The organism is Corynebacterium sp. KPL4035, assembly GCF_037908325.1.
Taxonomy (GTDB): domain Bacteria; phylum Actinomycetota; class Actinomycetes; order Mycobacteriales; family Mycobacteriaceae; genus Corynebacterium; species Corynebacterium kefirresidentii.
Map to the genome: position 1 here is coordinate 83,552 of NZ_JBBMGF010000001.1, position 16,614 is coordinate 100,165.

Below are 16,614 nucleotides of genomic sequence, written 5' to 3' on the forward strand. Positions count from 1 at the left end.
AAACAGGGGAAATTACCGTGTAATTTCTGGAACTGAACCGAGCCCTGAGGCGTCACCTCCCAAGTGAGATTTATCGGCAGCGGCAATGCCATCGTTGATGCCGTGCAGACTGTTCATTGATAGCGACATCTCTGTGAGATTGGGGAAGAGGCGGTTGCGGGTATCGATGGCGTGATCGGTGCGTGCTTGCAAAGCGGGAAGGGTTTGGGTGGCTACAGCCTCTGCATGGTGAGAGCAATACTGAGACTCACGCAGGTTTTCAGCAATTCCGTCCTCATTAGCTTGGGTGAGCAATTCACCGATGCGGGCAGCATAAGACAGGCGGAAGCTGCGGCGATATGCGGCAGTGGAATTGGTAGCGCGGGCGATTTCCGCGCCATCGCCGTTACGCATAAACCAGTCGCATTGGCGGTTGAGGGAGGCAAAGAGGTCGGCGCAATGGGCGGCGTCGGCAGGAGCACCAATCACACAGGCTAGGCCTTTGTCATGGATGAGGAGCGTGGTGCATCCATTGGCGTCAGAAATGGTGCTGAGTAGGGAAGCCTGGTGCTTGATATAGGGCGGGTGGATGTGCACGCGGTGGGAAATGAGATTGGGGAGCTCGGAAGTAAGTAGATCCTCGATGCGATACTTCTGTTGCAAGGACTGCGCCTTAGAAATCAGAACCTCGGCCTCGTCTTCAAAACTGGTGGACTCAGCCTTGCGTAAAAGGCCTAGGACCTTTGCGCGAATTTTGCGCTGTTTATCGCTAAGCCCGTCTTCTCGCAAGGATTCGCCAGAGGCCAAAAGTTCAGTATCGCGCAGCCTAGGAAGCTGAATTAGCTCTTTCATAATGGCGCGCAGCTTATCGCGCGGAATGAAATTTTCGTCCGGCGGTGCCATTTGTAGCCAAGCCTTGCGTAAGGCAGGGGAGGTAATTCGTGCCGGCACATGGGGGCTAGCACGGTAGATAATGGGGTAAGCATGCGGGCCTAAGACGTGCTCTAAATCCGCCGGTGCCCAACCATGTTGCGCGGCGGTGATGAGGCGTTCGATTACGTGAGCAGAAAGGTCATCGCAGTGGGTGGTCATAAAGATTCGTCCTTTAAGAGGTGTACGTGTGTTCGCTTGCCCACCTAGCAAAGCATGCGCTGAAGCTGGCTCCTGGAGGAAAGGCCCCCGCTAGCCACCCCCTGGATACTCTTGCGACCTGCACATTTCGCCTTGGAAAATCTGTCGCCTGAACTGCACATACCTCGGGGGAGAGCCGGTAAGGTCTAAAGCATGAATAGCCAACACGAATTTGTTCTGCGCACCGTTGAGGAACGCGATATCCGCTTTATCCGCCTGTGGTTTACGGATATTCTGGGCGCCCTCAAATCCGTGGTCATGAGCCCGTCCGAGCTGGAATCGGCCTTTGAAGAAGGTGTTGGCTTCGATGGTTCTTCCGTAGAGGGCTTTTCTCGCATCTCTGAGTCTGACACCATCGCCCTGCCAGATCCCTCCACCTTCCAAATTTTGCCCTTTGATATGGATGAGCCGGACCTGCAGTCGGCCCGCATGTTTTGCGATATCGCCCAGCCAGATGGCCAGCCCTCCATGGTGGACCCGCGCCATATCCTGCGCCGCCAGGTCACTGAGGCCGCCAACGATGGATTTACCTGCATGGCCTCGCCAGAAATCGAGTTCTATCTTTTCGAGCGTGGCCGCGAACTTACAGACTTGGTGCCCACAGACAACGGCGGTTACTTCGACCAAGCAACGCACGATACCGCCCCGCTTTTCCGCAGGAAGGCAATGCTAGCGCTGGAATCGCTGGGAATTGCCACGGAGTTTAGCCACCACGAAACCGCGCCGGGCCAGCAAGAAATTGATCTGCGCCATGCGGACGTGCTCACCATGGCCGATAACATCATGACCTTCCGGCACGTGATCAAGCAGGTGGCCACCAATTCCAACGTGCGCGCTACCTTCATGCCTAAGCCTTTCGAACATTTGCCGGGCTCTGGCATGCACACCCACTTGAGCCTTTTTGAAGGCCAATCCAACGCTTTCCACGATCCGGATGATGAATTCTCTTTGTCCCAGACCGGCCGCCAGTTCATCGCCGGCACCTTGGAGCACTCCACGGAGATGTCCGCGATTGTGAATCAGTGGACCAATTCTTATAAGCGCCTGATGTTCGGCAACGAGGCGCCGGGCGCAGCCACTTGGGGAGTATCGAATCGCTCCGCGCTGGTCCGCGTTCCCACCTACCGGCTTACCAAGGAAGAATCGCGCCGGGTAGAAATCCGCTCCATTGATGCCTCGATGAACCCCTACCTGGGGTATGCGGTGCTATTGGCAGCAGGTCTGCGAGGCATCCGCGAGGGCTACGAGCTCGATGATCCAGCTGAGGACGATGTCCACCAGCTCACCCGCCGCGAGCGCCGGGCAATGGGCTATAAGGATCTACCCACCAGCTTGGATCAGGCCTTGCGAGAATTTGAAAAATCCGAGTTCATGGCAGAAGTCTTGGGCGAGCACGTCTTTGAGTTCTTCCTGCGCTCCAAGTGGGATGAGTGGCACCACTATCAGAGCCAAATCACCACCTTTGAGCTGCGCAATAACCTGAACTTCTAGGAGAAAAATGCGTCCTGCTGCTGTGCCTTCACCGGCCACACTAGGTCTTACCCGCCCGCATGCTGCGCAAGATATTGAGCAGCTGGGGTGGAAGAATCCGGAATCAGCGGATCTGTTGTGGACCCTCGCTGCCGTGGGTGACCCAGACCTGGCTCTCAATAATCTGATCCGCATCTATGAACAAGCCCCAGAGCTAGATGATGCCGTGCGGTCCAATGAAACTTTGCGCGTGCGCCTCTTCGCACTACTGGGGGCGTCGACCGCCTTTGGCGATCATCTCGCGGCGCACCCTGAACTGTGGCGAGAATTAGAAAAACCCCTTCCACAGCCCGAAGAGATGCTGCAAAACCTGCTTGGTGCTATCGATGCCCAGCCTGCGGACTTTGTTCACGACGTGGACCGGCCTGATCCGGCGTGCGAGGACTTGAGCGCGGCGGGCACTTACCGCGCCGGTGAGGGGGAGCATAAGCAGGCGCTGCGCACGACCTACCGCACTTTGATGATGCGCATTGCCGCCTGCGATGTGGCGGGCAGCTTCCATTCCCGCAAGGGCCAGACACGGCCGCAGCCGGAGGTAGGATTCCGTCAGATTGCGGCGCTGACCACCGCGCTTGCCGATGCCGCCTTAACCGCCTCCCTTGCCTGCGCCGTGCGCACCATCTACGGCGATGAACCCTTGGATGCACAGCTGGCAGTCATGGCGATGGGCAAATGTGGCGCAGGCGAGCTGAACTATATCTCCGATGTGGACGTCATCTTCGTCGGCAGCGAGGCAACCCCTAGGGCCACGCGGCTAGCGGCGGAGTTTAATCGCATTGGAACCACCACTTTTTTCGAGGTGGATGCGAACCTGCGCCCCGAGGGAAAGTCGGGCGCATTGGTGCGCACTTTGGAATCTCACGTGGCCTACTACAAACGGTGGGCGGAGACGTGGGAATTCCAGGCGCTCCTCAAAGCCCGCGCTATGACGGGCTACCTCCCGCTAGGCCAGGACTATTTGGACCAGATTCGCCCGATGGTGTGGACGGCGTCGCAGCGCGCGTCTTTCGTCGAAGATATCCAGGCCATGCGCCGCAGGGTACTGGCCAATGTTCCTGCAGAGCTCAAGCACCGTGAGCTCAAGCTCGGCGTGGGTGGCCTGCGCGATATCGAATTTGCCGTCCAGCTCTTGCAGTTGGTCCATGGTCGCTCCGATGAGACGCTGCGCGCGCTTTCCACGGTGGAGGCGCTGGAGGCGCTGATTTCAGCGGGGTACGTCGGCCGCGAGGATGGCACCCAGCTCATTGAAGCCTATGAGTTTCTGCGCCTGCTTGAGCACCGTTTGCAATTGGAGCGCTTCCGCCGCACGCACACGCTGCCGGAAAAGGACGACGAAGAGGGGATGAAGTGGCTGGCGCGCATCGCCGGCTTTTATCCGCAGGGCACCAAGTCGGCGGCCGAGCGCATGCTGTCGCACCTGCGCCGGATCCGCCTGCGGATCTCCGAGCTGCACTCGCGCCTGTTTTACCGGCCGCTGCTCAATTCCGTGGTCACCATGTCCGCCGATGAGCTCAAGCTTTCGCCGGAGGCCGCCAAGCTGCAGCTGGCCGCGTTGGGCTATAACCACCCCGACCGCGCATTCGAGCACCTGACCTCCTTGGCGGCGGGAACCTCGCGCAAGGCACGCATCCAGGCGATTTTGCTGCCCACCTTGATGGAATGGCTGGCTGATACCGCAGACCCCGATATGGGCCTGTTGAACTATCGCAAGCTCTCGGAGGCCGCGAACGATAGGTCGTGGTTCTTGCGCATGCTGCGCGATGAAGGAATTGTGGGCCAGCGGCTCATGCACATTCTAGGTACCTCGCCGTTTACCTCTGATCTGATTATTAGCGCCCCAGATTCGGTCAAGCAGCTTTCCGACGGCGCCACTGGCCCCAAACTGCTAGAAACCAAGCCCGAACAGGTTTCCAAGGCGCTGGTCAATTCCAGCAAGCGCCACGCCGACCCGGATAAAGCGGTGGCGGTGGCGCGCTCGTTGCGCCGAGTGGAGCTGGCCCGCATCGCCAGTGCGGATTTGCTGGGCTTCATGCCGGTCAAGCAGGTGTGTTATGAGCTCTCTACCATTTGGGATGCCGTGCTGGAAGCTGCCCTTCGCGCCGAGGTGCGGGCATGGCGCCTAGCCAACGAGGATGCGGAGCCACCAGCGCGCATTGCCGTCATTGGCATGGGCCGGCTGGGAGGCATGGAGCTGGGCTTCGGCTCAGATGCGGACGTGCTCGTTGTAGCAGAACCCGCCGAACAGGATGCTGGCTCTGCTGCGGAAGGGGAGGCAGTAAAGTGGGCCATCGGGATCGTCGATAAGCTCCGGCGCCGCTTGTCTAAACCCTCGGGAGACCCGCCACTGGATGTCGACTTAGGCCTGCGTCCCGAAGGCCGCTCCGGTGCGGTGGCACGCACTATCTCATCCTATGAGCGTTACTACCGCGAATGGGGCGAGTCCTGGGAGCTACAGGCTTTATTGCGCGCGGCCTTCGTTGCTGGGGATAAAGAGGTAGGCGAGCGCTTTATGTCCATGGTGGATAGCTTCCGCTATCCAGAAGGCGGCGCCAGCGCATCTACCATTCGCGATATTCGGCGCATGAAGGCACGTGTGGACAATGAGCGCCTACCGCGCGGCGCGGACCGCAATACTCACACCAAGCTTGGCCGCGGTGCGCTAACCGATATTGAATGGACCGTTCAGCTACTGACGATGATGCATGCCCACGAGTACGCCGAACTCCATGATCCGTCTACGCTGCGCGTGCTTGATGCTTTGGAAGAAACCGCTATCCTTTCCGCCGGGCAGGTATCTGACCTGCGCGAAGCCTGGCTAATGGCTACCGACGCGCGTAATGCGCTAGTGCTTGTGCGCGGCAAGCGCGTGGACCAACTGCCTGGACCTGGCCCGCAGCTGGCCCAAGTAGCCGGTGCCGCCGGATGGGCACCGGAAGATAACCAGGAGTTTTTGGAACACTATTTGAAACTAACCCGGCATGCCCGCAAGGTAGTCGATGAAGTCTTTTGGGGCGAGGAGGAATCCTTCGAGCATTCTTAGAGTTGCCCTTGAAAATCCCCGGTGTGAGCACTACGGCCTTACTTTTTGCACTGCCGGACTCTAGAGTGGGATGGGAAAGAGGAAGGACTGGCTAGTTATGTCTTTTAAGCTGCAACTTGATGTGAATAACGCTACGGTGGGCGAGCTATCCGCATTGCTTTCCGCTGCGCGTGCCGCGGGCGTGCGCGACGGCGACGCCCTCCACCTTGATGGCACCACAGTGACCATTGAGGTCTCCACGCCTCGGGAGCACAAGCCCACACCGCCGAGCCCGGAATCAACGCCGCAAAATTCCCGCCAAACCCCTCGCTCATGGGGCCGCGCCGACCGCATAGGGGAGGCCACCATTCGCTCCATCATTGATGCCCTCAATGATCGCGGCGAAAACCCGCGCGGCAATGACTACGGTTCTTTTAGCGATGGCGCTGGTTTCCATGGCTAAAATCAGTGGGGTACACCGCCGCAAACTCATCTATCTATGGGTCTTTGTGGCCGTGGCCGTCATCGTGGCCATCGCAGTAGGGGTATGGGCAACCAACCGCGACAATCCACCCAAAGGGACAATGACCGTGGGCGAGGCCGTGGCCGGTGGCGTAGTCCAAGAAGACGTTCCTGCGCAGGTCAATGGTGCCATTAAGGATGATAATTCCACCGATGCTAACCGGGTGACCTCCCTAGCTAAGGCATTGGGCATTCCCCTAAACTCCGTCCCGCGAGATATTACCCAGACCGAAAACGGTAAGTCTGATGTGCGCGTGTACCTTGAGCGCGAGCTGAGCAGTGCAGTGGAAGCCGGTGACATCAGCGAATCTGATGAAAAGGCGGTCCTCGTGGCCTTTGAACGAGGACTTGTAATGCCGGCTAGCGACGGCATCGTCGCAGAAAGCTACCCGGCGAACTAGCCGGGCTTAACTGCGAACTGGGGATGAAAATTCAGGCAACCCGCAGCTGGGCGGCATGGCCTTGGCAGTAACTCTTCCTAAGGTAAAACATCACAAATTGGTAACGAGCATAGTGCTCGGTGCCGAAGCCTTTGGAGGAGACTATGACTTTCAAGTCCACGCTATCGACCGCGGTGGGAGTAATCGCCGCCATCGCCATCCCCATCACCGGTGGGGTAGGAGTGGCCTATGCCGTCAATACCGTGCCGGCCGATACCATCGCCCAATCACTTCCCACTGGTGAACTGGCTGGCCACCTGAAAAACTTTGGTGCGGAAGCTACACGTGAAGACGCGCTGCGCATATTGGATGAGCTGAATTAGTCTAGAGACCATGCTGATTGATGCCCTAAGCCTGAAATTTAAGCCCGATGACTACAGGGCAAAGCTGCCGGTTTTCGATTACTTGGCCGACCTAGGAAGCTTTAAGCTGCGGAGGCCGGTAACCGTCTTCGTGGGGGAAAACGGCATTGGTAAATCTAGTTTGCTCGCCGGTGTGGCCAGTGATTTGGGCTGCTCTCCCGAAGGCGGACGGATGGACGATCCCGATGAAATCGTTCCCCGCAGCCCCATTCGCTGCGTCACGGATAAAGTCATCCAACGCGCCTATTTCCTACGCGCTGAAAAACACGAGTATCTGATTGCACGCGGAGATTCATCAGACGAACGCGCAGGCCGCTCCACCTTGTCCCAGAATGTAGATTTATCTCGCCGCTCGCACGGACAATCCGTCTTCGACATGCTCTATGAGCACATCAATGGCCAAGGCGTATATGTCCTTGATGAGCCAGAATCGGGACTTTCCGTTATCCGGCAGCTGGCCCTAGTGGGGGAAATAGCCCAAGCGGTTGACCGCGGCGCGCAGATAATCATCGCCACGCACTCGCCAATTCTTTTGGCCTGCCCGGGGGCAGACATTGTGGAACTAAACGATACTGGCTTTGAACGCATCGCCTTCGATGAGGCGGAAGCCGTGGCGGCTACCCGTGAGCTTTTAGCGGATCCTGAAGGAACCATCCGCTTTATTGTCAACCCCGAGTAACCAAGCTCTGGCCTTTAAGAAACCTCCACGATGGTAACAGAAGGCCCATCCTCGCCAGCGCGGCGCCGCAGGAAGTGGGTGACTACCACACCAATCATGCCGACCACCCACACGGCTAGCACCGCCGCGGAGGCTGCAGTGAAATCCGGCATGGAGTAGTTAGGGGCAGCAGAGGAATGGTCCAGCACCATGCCGAAGAGCTGAGCGCCCAGCATGCCGGAGGTAAACCCGCCCATATTGCCCAGGCCCGTAGCAGTGGCCACCACGGATCGATCCATGCGCTCGCGCACGATATCGAAGCCATAGTTAGCCGTCGGCGTGCAGAGCGCGGTAACGAAGGACACCACTAAAATCGCGGCCAGACCACTGTCGGTGCCGAAGGTAAAGAAAATGAGCCAGGTCAGAACGTGGACTGCTACAAAACCCAGGCTGAGCCACGGGCGAATATGCTGTGCGCGGGAGGAAATCTTGCCGTGCAATGGGCCGACGAGGACCAAAAATACCGCCAACAAGGTAAGCACCAGGCTGGACTTCGCCTTGGATAGCTCCATTCCTTGGGTCATCATGGGCATTCCCCAGAGCATGACAAAGACGATGAGCGGGAGCATACCGATGTAGTGAATGAAGTAGGCCTGCCATGCCACTGGGGAGCGGAATACTTTCTTCAGGCGCGCCGGGATGCTGGTGGCCTGAGAGTTGGGCGGTTCTTTTTCCGTGGGGATAATGCCCAGCTTTTCCGGTGAATCTGCCACCGCCACAATCGCGGCGATGGCCACGAGAATGCCCACCGCACCAAGGGTAACGAAGGCGGCGGTCCAGCCGGCTGCGCCCAGCAACCACAAGAAAGGCACCGCGGAGATGAACTGGCCCATCTGCCCGAGCGACGAGGTCACCTGGGTAAACATTGGCGTGCGGTGCAGCGGGAACCAATAGGGAAGGATGCGCATCACGGAGAGAAACGCCGTGGCATCGCCCGCGCCAATAAGTATGCGGGCAGCGATGGCTACGCCGTAGCTCGTGGTAAAACCCAGCACAACCTGACCGATGCCCATGATGACGGCGCCGACTACCAGGAGCAGGCGTGGGCCAAATTTATCGATCAATATGCCGGTAGGAATTTGGGCTAGGGCATACACGCCCAGCTGCACGGAGGTAAAGACCGCGATACGGCCGGCATCAACATCGAAGCGCTCAATAGCGTCCAGGCCGGCCACGCCAAAAGAGGTACGGCCAGTAATCGCTACGAGGTAGACCGCCATGGCGGCCACCCAAATGCCTAAAGCTTGAGTGGTAATGACTTCTCTGGGATTCGGCTGCGACATGGCTGATACCTTACGCCTTAACTACTAAGATTCTTTTGTGTGAAGTATATTTCGACCCGCGATACCGCCCGTCAGCCCGCATCTTTTACGGATATTCTCCTTGGCGGGCTTGCCCCCGATGGAGGTTTGTACCTGCCAGAGAGCTACCCGCAGTTGGATTTCGCCACTTTAAATTCATGGCGCACGCTCCTTGCGGATGAAGGCTATGCGGCACTCGCGGCCGAGGTGCTCAAGCTTTTCATTAACGATATTCCGGCGCAAGATATCGAGGATATCGCTGCCCGGGCCTATACCAGCCCCAAGTTTGCAGACCCAGAGATCGTCCCCGTTACCGAACTGGGAGAGGGCCTTTTTATCGGGCACCTTTCTGAAGGACCTACTGCGGCATTTAAAGACATGGCCATGCAGCTTTTGGGGGAGCTTTTTGAATATGAGCTCGCCCGCCGCGGCGAGACGCTGAATATTTTGGGCGCCACCTCTGGTGATACGGGTTCTTCAGCAGAGTATGCGATGCGAGGTCGCCAGGGCATTCGCGTTTTTATGCTCACCCCGGCCGGCCGCATGACGGCCTTCCAGCAGGCACAGATGTTTGGCCTGGATGACCCGAATATCTTCAATATCGCCCTTGATGGCGTCTTTGATGATTGCCAGGATGTGGTCAAGGCGGTCTCGGGAGATGCCGACTTTAAGTCCACCTACCGTATCGGTGCGGTCAATTCCATTAACTGGGCGCGGCTTATGGCCCAGGTGGTCTACTACATCTCCTGCTGGCTGAAGGTCACCGACAATGCCGAGCAGAAGGTTTCCTTCAGCGTTCCTACCGGCAACTTTGGCGATATCTGCGCCGGCCACATCGCCCGCCAGATGGGGCTTCCCATCGATCGCCTCATCGTGGCTACCAATGAAAATGACGTGCTAGATGAGTTTTTCCGCACAGGAAACTACCGTCCGCGCCCTGCCGCAGAAACCGTGGCTACGTCTTCGCCGTCGATGGATATCTCGCGTGCCTCTAATTTTGAGCGGTTTGTGTTCGACTTGTTCGGCCGCGATGCAGCCCAAGCAGCGGAGCTTTTTGGCACGAAGGTCAAAGAGGGCGGTTTCAGCCTCAACCAAGAGAAGATCGCCGCCGCCGGTCAAGAGTACGGATTCCTATCCGGCTCCTCCACCCACGCCGATCGCCTCGCCACCATCAAAGACGTGCACGAGCGTTTCAACTACCTGGTGGATCCGCACACGGCCGATGGCATTAAGGTCGCCCGCGGGGCGCAGCGCGAAGGCTTGGAGACGCCCATCGTATGCTTGGAGACTGCACTGCCGGTGAAGTTTGCAGAGACCATCACAGAGGCCATTGGCTCTGCCCCCGAGCCGCCTGAGCGTTTTGCTGGCATTCTCGATACTGAGCGGCATGTTAAGGACTTGCCCAATGATGCTGCGGTGGTCAAGGATTACATCACCACGTCGATTCAGAAAACGGAGGTTTAGCTCATGGCCCTAGAAAATTTTGCCGGCCCGGAACACTACACCGAGTTTGACCCAGAAAAGTTCATCCGCGATCTCAAGGCCCAGGCGGAGATGGCTAAGGATGAAGACGCTAAGGACGACGCTGGGGATGCGGGCGCGGATAGCAACTAGCGTTGGTGCAGTCTGCACGGCCGTGCTCCTCGCGGCCTGCAGCCCGATTCGGGGTGGGGAAGAACCAAGTTTTTCTGCCCTGTCTTATAAAAACCTCATTCCTAATGAGGTCTATTCCCCGGCCGTGGCGCCTATCGCGCCGGGCACGGCTCTTGAGCTCTCCGGCGATGACCCGCAGCCGGGTGCTTATTTCCAGTACCACTCTTGTACGGCGGCATGGTCATTTACGCTTGCCGACGCCCGCACCATCGCCGTTACCGCCGGCCATTGCGGCAAACCTCACGATAAGGTCTGGGCTGGCTCTGCCGACGGTGAGTTCAAATATCCCGCCGAGCCCATTGGTGAGGTCATTTATTCTGATATCTACGCCGAAAAGAGTTATGACCTCGACGTAGCTTTTATCGAAATCACCGGCAGTGCTGATTACTATATCCCCGGGGAAGTAGACAATACCGTCGCCACCTCCCTGGCTCATCTGCCGCAGAAGGTGTGCAAGCTGGGCGTGGTTACTAATGAGACGTGTGGATCGCTATCCCATGATGCGGAAATTGCGCAGCTTACCTGGCAGGACCGCCAGTGGGATTCGCTTGCTGCACGGGCACATGTGTGCAGTACCAATGGCGATTCGGGCGGGCCGGTCTATGGCGAGGTAGAAGGCAAACAGACCATCGTGGGCGTGGTCTCCGGAACGACGCAATCCCTCGAAGAAGGGCGCTCCTGCGAGAACACACAGACGGATATGGAGCTGACTTTCACCTTGGCTACCGATATTCAACGGCTTGCCAAAAAGGTGTTGGGCCCGATGGCCTAGATCGGCGGCACTGGTCTACCCTAGGTGGCATGCCGACTCCAGATTTCATTGTTCAGCTGCGCGAAAAGATTGGTCACGATCAGATCTTCGTGCCGGCCTGTAGCGCCATTCTCCTCCGCGATGTACCCGCAGATGCCGCATTGTGGGAGGTTCCTTCCGTGCTCCTAGTCAAGCGCTCCGATAATGGTGTGTGGACACCGGTGGAAGGAATCTGTGAGCCGGGCGAGGAAATTACCACCACTGCGCTGCGAGAGGTCAAAGAAGAAGTCGGACTCGAGGCCAAGGTGGAAGCGCTTTTGGGCGTAGGGCAAACCGGCCCAGTGACCTATCCCAATGGCGATGAGTGCACCTTCATGGGAACGGCGCTGCGTGTATCGGTAGCAGAGGGCGCAGAGCCGGTCATCAGTGATGAAGAAAATACCGAGGCGGATTGGTTCTCGGTGGCGAAGCTTCCCGATAGCGTTTCGCGCCGCCACCGCCTCATGATTGCTGACGCAGTAGCCCAGATGAAACATCCCCGCGGCTTTGTTCCACGTATGGGCTGGATGAAGCGCAGCGAGCAACCAGGGCTTTAGGTCGGCTTTGTTGCGGCGTCGGCAAGCAGCTTGCACAGATGCTGCGGATTGCGGGCGGCGATGAGGTCTTGTGCAATGCAGTCGCGCGCCGTGGCGATGTCTTCTTTATCGCCGCAGGCAATCACCGCAGTATTAATGGTGATGAGGACCTTGCCCTGTCGCGCCAACTCATAGAAAAGCGTGCAATCATCTGCACTCCAGCGCCATGCTGTGGCGTAGAAGTCCCGTGCGCCTTGGCCCAGCCACGACGTCTCCAAGAGCAGGTGCTCGCCGTAGAGATAGATGCCGTTTCGCTGCACGCCGGCGAGTACCTGTCTTACTGCAGTCAGGTCCGCGCATTCCCAAGCGATGAAGGTGATGGGGGAGGAACTATACATCAGCGGCGACCGTTGCGGCGCTTCCCACCTTCAAAGCTGGCATCTCGCATAGCGGTTGCTCCTTTTATTGGCCTGTAGTGATAAGTGGCTCTTCAGGGCCTGTTTGCTTTTTGCCTTCCCATACCCAGCTCAGGAAGCGGGTGGAGCACAGCATCCAGTGCGCGGTGAGGAGAACCGGGATGGTGAGCGCAATGGCGTCGATAAGCTCGGAGCCATTGACCAATGCCAGCTGGTGGCCGCCCATGCTGACGGTTCCCGGCGGGAAGGTGCACGACCACCAGGCAGGGGAATAGGGGACCCACCGAGCTACATTGGGATAGAAGGTAAACATCGCGTAGATGGATAGCGGAATGGCGATGATGAGGGCAGTCAGGCCGTAATAAATGGATACCGGGCCGGGGAAAAGAATCTGCATAGCCGTGGTGGACTGGCCTACCACGCCTAGTGGTACCCAGGCAGTGGCTGATTTCGCGCCGGTAAAATCCACCTTCCCGTGCCATGCGGCCCAGTACACGCGAGCAAAGGTCGGCACCGCCGTTACCAGGGACATGAAGAAATATATCATGCCCATTACGTGGTAGAACTGGCCGTAATCGTGAGCCAGCCAACCAGAAACCGAGGCCGAAATCATGGGGCCAACCAGTGGCAGGCCCCAGGTGAACTTCGGCTCGCCATCAAAGCGTGTGAGCTGGATAGCCCACGTGATAACCGTAATTGGGCCACCGATCCAAAAGCCTATGAGGCGGAAAGTAGGAATGTCCGTGAGCCCGGAAAGCGCGGCGCCGAGCGCCAAGATTCCGATGAAAAACATCGACCATTCCGCCATCGTGGTGCGCTCGAAGCTGGGATGGCGGTAGCGCAAGAAACCCGCGGTGAGGACGACAAAGATGACGCACGCAATGGCGGCAAAAATGCCGGCCAGGATCATCATGCCTTCTTCCACGAGTAGGCGCGAAACGATGGAGGTGCCCATGAGGCTGCCTCCCCACGCGGGGCCAGGGGCTGGGAGTTGGCGGAATCTATCAGTCACACCCACATGTTAATTTCTTTCGGTCGGGTTATCAGAATTTTGCTCTCGTTTGGGCTGGTGAGAACTCTCGCTAAGTATGGATTTAGGGGCGGGGGTCAAGCCTAGATCATCTTGTGGCATCGATCGCATCTCGCGGGGTCGGCTTAGAAAAAGCAAGTCCCGAGACCCACTGAAGGTCTCGGGACTGAGCTTTGTAGGCGCGTGCCCTTTCGTCCCCTATAGGACGCTGGCTAGCTCAGCTTTAGCAATCGAAATACATCTCAAATTCCTGCGGGGTTGGGCGCAGGCGAACGGGGTTAATCTCGTTCTCGTATTTGTAGTTGATGTAGGTCTCGATGAGATCCTCGGTGAAAACATCGCCTTCGGTGAGGAAGTCCATGTCCTCCTGCAGGGCCTTGAGGGAAGCCTCGAGGGAGGTCGGGGCCTGCGGGATGGATTCAGCTTCTGCAGGCGGCAGCTCGTAGAGGTCCTTATCTACCGGAGCGTGTGGCTCGATGCGGTTCTTTACGCCGTCGATGCCGGCCATCATCATGGCGGCAAAGCCCAAGTACGGGTTGCCGGATGGGTCCGGAGCGCGGAATTCGATGCGCTTAGCCTTCGGGTTGGAACCGGTAATCGGGATACGGATTGCAGCGGAGCGATTGCGCTGGGAGTAGACCAGGTTAATCGGAGCCTCGAAGCCTGGGACCAGACGGTGATAGGAGTTCAGCGTTGGGTTGGTGAACGCAAGCACAGCACCAGCGTGGTGGAGGATGCCGCCAATATAGTAGCGGGCGATATCGGAAAGACCTGCGTAGCCGGCTTCATCGTGGAACAGCGGCTTGCCGTCCTTCCACAGGGACATGTGGGCGTGCATGCCGGAACCATTATCGCCAGCCAACGGCTTGGGCATGAAGGTGGCGGTCTTGCCCCACTGCGCTGCGGTCTGCTTGACCACGTACTTGAAGGTCTGAATGTCATCGCCCGCGTGCAACATGGAATTGAAGCGGTAGTTGATTTCGTTCTGGCCGGCGCCCACCTCGTGGTGGAAGCGCTCGATGTGGAAGCCTACCTTTTGCAGGTTTTCCACCATGGCGTCGCGCACTTCACCGTGCTTGTCATACGGCGCGGTGGGGAAGTAGCCGCCCTTCAGGCGGGTCTTGTAGCCGGTGTTCGGGGTGCCGTCGAAGTTGGTTTCGCTATCGCGGTTCCACCAACCTTCATCGGAATCAACCTCGTAAAAGCCGTGCTGGACGTCGGTGCCAAAGCGTACGGAGTCAAAGAGGTAGAACTCGGCCTCAGCGCCAAAGTTGCAGGTATCGGCGATGCCGGTGGACTGCAGGTACTCTTCCGCCTTGCGCGCGATGTTGCGCGGGTCGCGGGAGAACGGTTCAAAGGTAAATGGGTCGTGGACGAAGAACTTGATATTCAGGGTCTTGGCCGTGCGGAACGGATCAATATGCGCGGTGGCTGGATCCGGCAGCAGGGTCATATCGGACTCATCGATGGTGGTGAATCCGCGGATAGAGGAGCCGTCGAAAGCGAGGCCGCTTTCGGCATCTTCTACGGTGAACTCTTCTGCTGGGATGGAAAAGTGGTGCTCGGTGCCTGGGACGTCCGTAAAACGGATATCGACGAATTTTACGTCCTCGTCCTGAATAAATTGGACGATGTCCTGCACTGTCTCGAAAGACACGTTTGTCTCCTCGTTGTTGACCGGTGAATTGTCTCTCTATAGCCTACTAGGTTCTCGCCTTAGGCATCGCGATTCCCCTCGTTTCACATCTCACTTTCCGCCCGCTAGATTGGTGAGCATGGCAGATAAGCGTACGTGGCTCGACGGCCCAAATATTCCGGGCGAATACGATGATATGGAAGGCCCCGGTCGCTGGCCGGGAGAAAAGCTGGGTCTTCCGGAGTCCGGACCGGGGTCACTAGCTTCCGTTGGCCGCCGCGCCGGCGCTGTGGCGATTGACTGGATCGTGTGCATGCTCATCGCCAACCTGATCCACATGTTCACCACGGAATTCGGCGGTGTGGCTTTCTTGGGCTACGCGCTGTGGGTAGTCATGGGAATCGCATGTGGTTGGCTCTTTGCTCGCACACCCGGCATGTTGCTTTTAGGCATGGGTGTTGCCCGGCTTGACGTTCCCGGTGCCCGCGTGGGCCTATGGCGCGCGGCGCTGCGCACGGTGCTCACCGGTGTGCTGTTCCCAGCAGCCATGGTTGATGCGGATGGACGCGGAATGCATGACCGCGCCACCGGTACCATCGTTATTCGCTCCTAAGTCGCCCGGATTTTCCGGGCAAGAGAAAATCCCTGCCACACCTCATATGGTGCGGCAGGGATTCGCTTTAGGCGCCCTACTTATTCTTTTTGCGCTGCTGGGCGCGGCGCATGCGGCGGTTCATGCCGGCCATGTTCTGCGCCTGGTGGGGCATTGGACCCTTGGGCATGCCCGGGGTGGTGCCCGGCATGGAATCCATGGCTTCGATTCGGCGGATGTTTTCATAGGTCTCGTTCTTATTGAAGTTGCGCGGCAGCTTCATGACCTTATTGCGCAGCTTGGATACGGGGACCTCGTCCTCGCCGTTGCCTACGAAGATCTCGTAGATGGGAACGCCGCCGGCGATCTTGTCTACGCGCTTCTTAAGCTGGTTGAGGGTAGGGCGCACGCGGTTCTTATTGCCCTCGCACACGAAGATGACGCCGACATTGCCGATGACGCGGTGGATAAGATCCTGCTGGCGGGTGGCGGCCACGCCGGTTTTGACGGACCAGACGATGCCCACGGTATTGCGCAGCTGCTGCTCGAGTGCCCAGCCCGCAGCACCCGGCTGGTCTTCCACGCGCTTGTACATATCGCGCTCAAGGCGGCGGGTAAATAGGAACATTGCGAGCAGCGCGCCGATGCCCAAGCCCAGGATGAGCATGAACCACTGGCCGTTGAAAAGCGAGCCGATCAGGAAGAAGAGCAAGCCCATGCCCAGGAAGGCGCCCAGCATGATGGGGATAAGCGCCTTATCCTGCTTGCGCTGCATATTAAATGCTTGCCACATTTGGGACCAGGTTTGCTTACGCTGCTGGCGCTTGGCCGCGCGTTCTTGCTTCTTTGCAGCCTTTAGTGCTGCCTTGTCATCTTTCGCCATGGCTCCTACTTTAAAGGTCAATGGGCATGAATGTTAAAACGGCCCACGCGGAAAGCGCAGGCCGTTATGAAAACGT

General features: G+C 58.2%; 17 protein-coding genes. 11 read left to right on the forward strand and 6 right to left on the reverse strand.

Annotated features, from left to right (window positions below):
• Positions 1–12 precede the first annotated feature (12 nt).
• Complete coding sequence (locus tag WMP96_RS00395; RefSeq protein WP_301716664.1) at positions 13–1,071, reverse strand: DUF2786 domain-containing protein; 1,059 nt, start codon at positions 1,069–1,071, stop codon at positions 13–15.
• A 192-nt stretch (positions 1,072–1,263) separates the two neighbouring features.
• Between WMP96_RS00395 and WMP96_RS00400 the strand changes: the two genes are divergently transcribed.
• The 6 genes from WMP96_RS00400 to WMP96_RS00425 all read left to right on the forward strand — a co-directional run bounded on the left by WMP96_RS00400 (position 1,264) and on the right by WMP96_RS00425 (position 7,662).
• On the forward strand, positions 1,264–2,601 hold the full coding sequence (locus tag WMP96_RS00400; protein ID WP_340431790.1) for a glutamine synthetase family protein: 1,338 nt from the start codon (positions 1,264–1,266) through the stop codon (positions 2,599–2,601).
• Positions 2,602–2,608: 7 nt separating this feature from the next.
• Positions 2,609–5,680: a bifunctional [glutamine synthetase] adenylyltransferase/[glutamine synthetase]-adenylyl-L-tyrosine phosphorylase gene (locus WMP96_RS00405; protein WP_340431791.1), complete on the forward strand. Its 3,072-nt coding sequence runs from the start codon at positions 2,609–2,611 to the stop codon at positions 5,678–5,680.
• Between the two features lie 97 nt (positions 5,681–5,777).
• Positions 5,778–6,122 (forward strand): hypothetical protein, encoded by a 345-nt coding sequence (locus WMP96_RS00410; RefSeq protein WP_239204435.1) that lies wholly within the window; start codon positions 5,778–5,780, stop codon positions 6,120–6,122.
• Positions 6,115–6,582, forward strand: a complete 468-nt coding sequence (locus WMP96_RS00415) for a hypothetical protein (protein ID WP_239204433.1) — start codon at positions 6,115–6,117, stop codon at positions 6,580–6,582. Before WMP96_RS00410 ends, WMP96_RS00415 begins: the two co-directional genes overlap by 8 nt.
• Before the next feature lie 143 nt (positions 6,583–6,725).
• Positions 6,726–6,944, forward strand: coding sequence for a hypothetical protein (locus tag WMP96_RS00420; RefSeq protein ID WP_023021145.1), 219 nt, complete (start codon positions 6,726–6,728; stop codon positions 6,942–6,944).
• A gap of 10 nt (positions 6,945–6,954) precedes the next feature.
• Positions 6,955–7,662 carry an AAA family ATPase gene (locus WMP96_RS00425; RefSeq protein ID WP_340431793.1) on the forward strand — a complete coding sequence of 236 codons (708 nt, stop codon included), beginning with the start codon at positions 6,955–6,957 and terminating at the stop codon, positions 7,660–7,662.
• A 14-nt stretch (positions 7,663–7,676) separates the two neighbouring features.
• Here the strand turns inward: WMP96_RS00425 and WMP96_RS00430 are convergent, their stop codons facing one another.
• On the reverse strand, positions 7,677–8,984 hold the full coding sequence (locus WMP96_RS00430; protein WP_049361303.1) for an MFS transporter: 1,308 nt from the start codon (positions 8,982–8,984) through the stop codon (positions 7,677–7,679).
• A 39-nt stretch (positions 8,985–9,023) separates the two neighbouring features.
• Here WMP96_RS00430 and thrC point away from each other — a divergent pair, with 39 nt between their 5' ends.
• From thrC to WMP96_RS00450, 4 genes are read left to right on the forward strand one after another with little or no spacing between them, the layout of a single operon-like run.
• Entirely contained in the window at positions 9,024–10,466 is a 1,443-nt protein-coding gene (gene thrC / locus WMP96_RS00435; protein WP_340431795.1) for a threonine synthase, read from the forward strand.
• A 3-nt stretch (positions 10,467–10,469) separates the two neighbouring features.
• Positions 10,470–10,616 carry a hypothetical protein gene (locus WMP96_RS00440; protein WP_023021149.1) on the forward strand — a complete coding sequence of 49 codons (147 nt, stop codon included), beginning with the start codon at positions 10,470–10,472 and terminating at the stop codon, positions 10,614–10,616.
• Positions 10,617–10,638: 22 nt separating this feature from the next.
• Complete coding sequence (locus tag WMP96_RS00445) at positions 10,639–11,427, forward strand: trypsin-like serine protease (protein ID WP_239204427.1); 789 nt, start codon at positions 10,639–10,641, stop codon at positions 11,425–11,427.
• Positions 11,428–11,456: 29 nt separating this feature from the next.
• Positions 11,457–12,002 carry an NUDIX hydrolase gene (locus WMP96_RS00450; RefSeq protein WP_239204425.1) on the forward strand — a complete coding sequence of 182 codons (546 nt, stop codon included), beginning with the start codon at positions 11,457–11,459 and terminating at the stop codon, positions 12,000–12,002.
• On the opposite strand, the gene WMP96_RS00455 is transcribed toward WMP96_RS00450, so the two are convergent.
• From WMP96_RS00455 to glnA, 3 genes are all read right to left on the reverse strand, one after another.
• Positions 11,999–12,379: a hypothetical protein gene (locus tag WMP96_RS00455; RefSeq protein ID WP_301716669.1), complete on the reverse strand. Its 381-nt coding sequence runs from the start codon at positions 12,377–12,379 to the stop codon at positions 11,999–12,001. The genes WMP96_RS00450 and WMP96_RS00455 overlap by 4 nt on opposite strands.
• A gap of 64 nt (positions 12,380–12,443) precedes the next feature.
• Complete coding sequence (locus tag WMP96_RS00460; protein ID WP_340431802.1) at positions 12,444–13,409, reverse strand: TDT family transporter; 966 nt, start codon at positions 13,407–13,409, stop codon at positions 12,444–12,446.
• 241 nt (positions 13,410–13,650) lie between these two features.
• Positions 13,651–15,084, reverse strand: a complete 1,434-nt coding sequence (gene glnA, locus WMP96_RS00465) for a type I glutamate--ammonia ligase (protein WP_023021154.1) — start codon at positions 15,082–15,084, stop codon at positions 13,651–13,653.
• A 118-nt stretch (positions 15,085–15,202) separates the two neighbouring features.
• Here glnA and WMP96_RS00470 point away from each other — a divergent pair, with 118 nt between their 5' ends.
• A complete protein-coding gene (locus WMP96_RS00470; RefSeq protein WP_200288845.1) occupies positions 15,203–15,676 on the forward strand; it encodes an RDD family protein in 474 nt (157 codons plus the stop codon).
• 76 nt (positions 15,677–15,752) lie between these two features.
• Here WMP96_RS00470 and WMP96_RS00475 read toward each other — a convergent pair whose 3' ends face one another.
• The gene (locus WMP96_RS00475) at positions 15,753–16,538 is read right to left on the reverse strand and encodes a DUF4191 domain-containing protein (protein ID WP_301716671.1); all 786 of its coding nucleotides are present in this window, start codon (positions 16,536–16,538) and stop codon (positions 15,753–15,755) included.
• Positions 16,539–16,614: the final 76 nt, after the last annotated feature.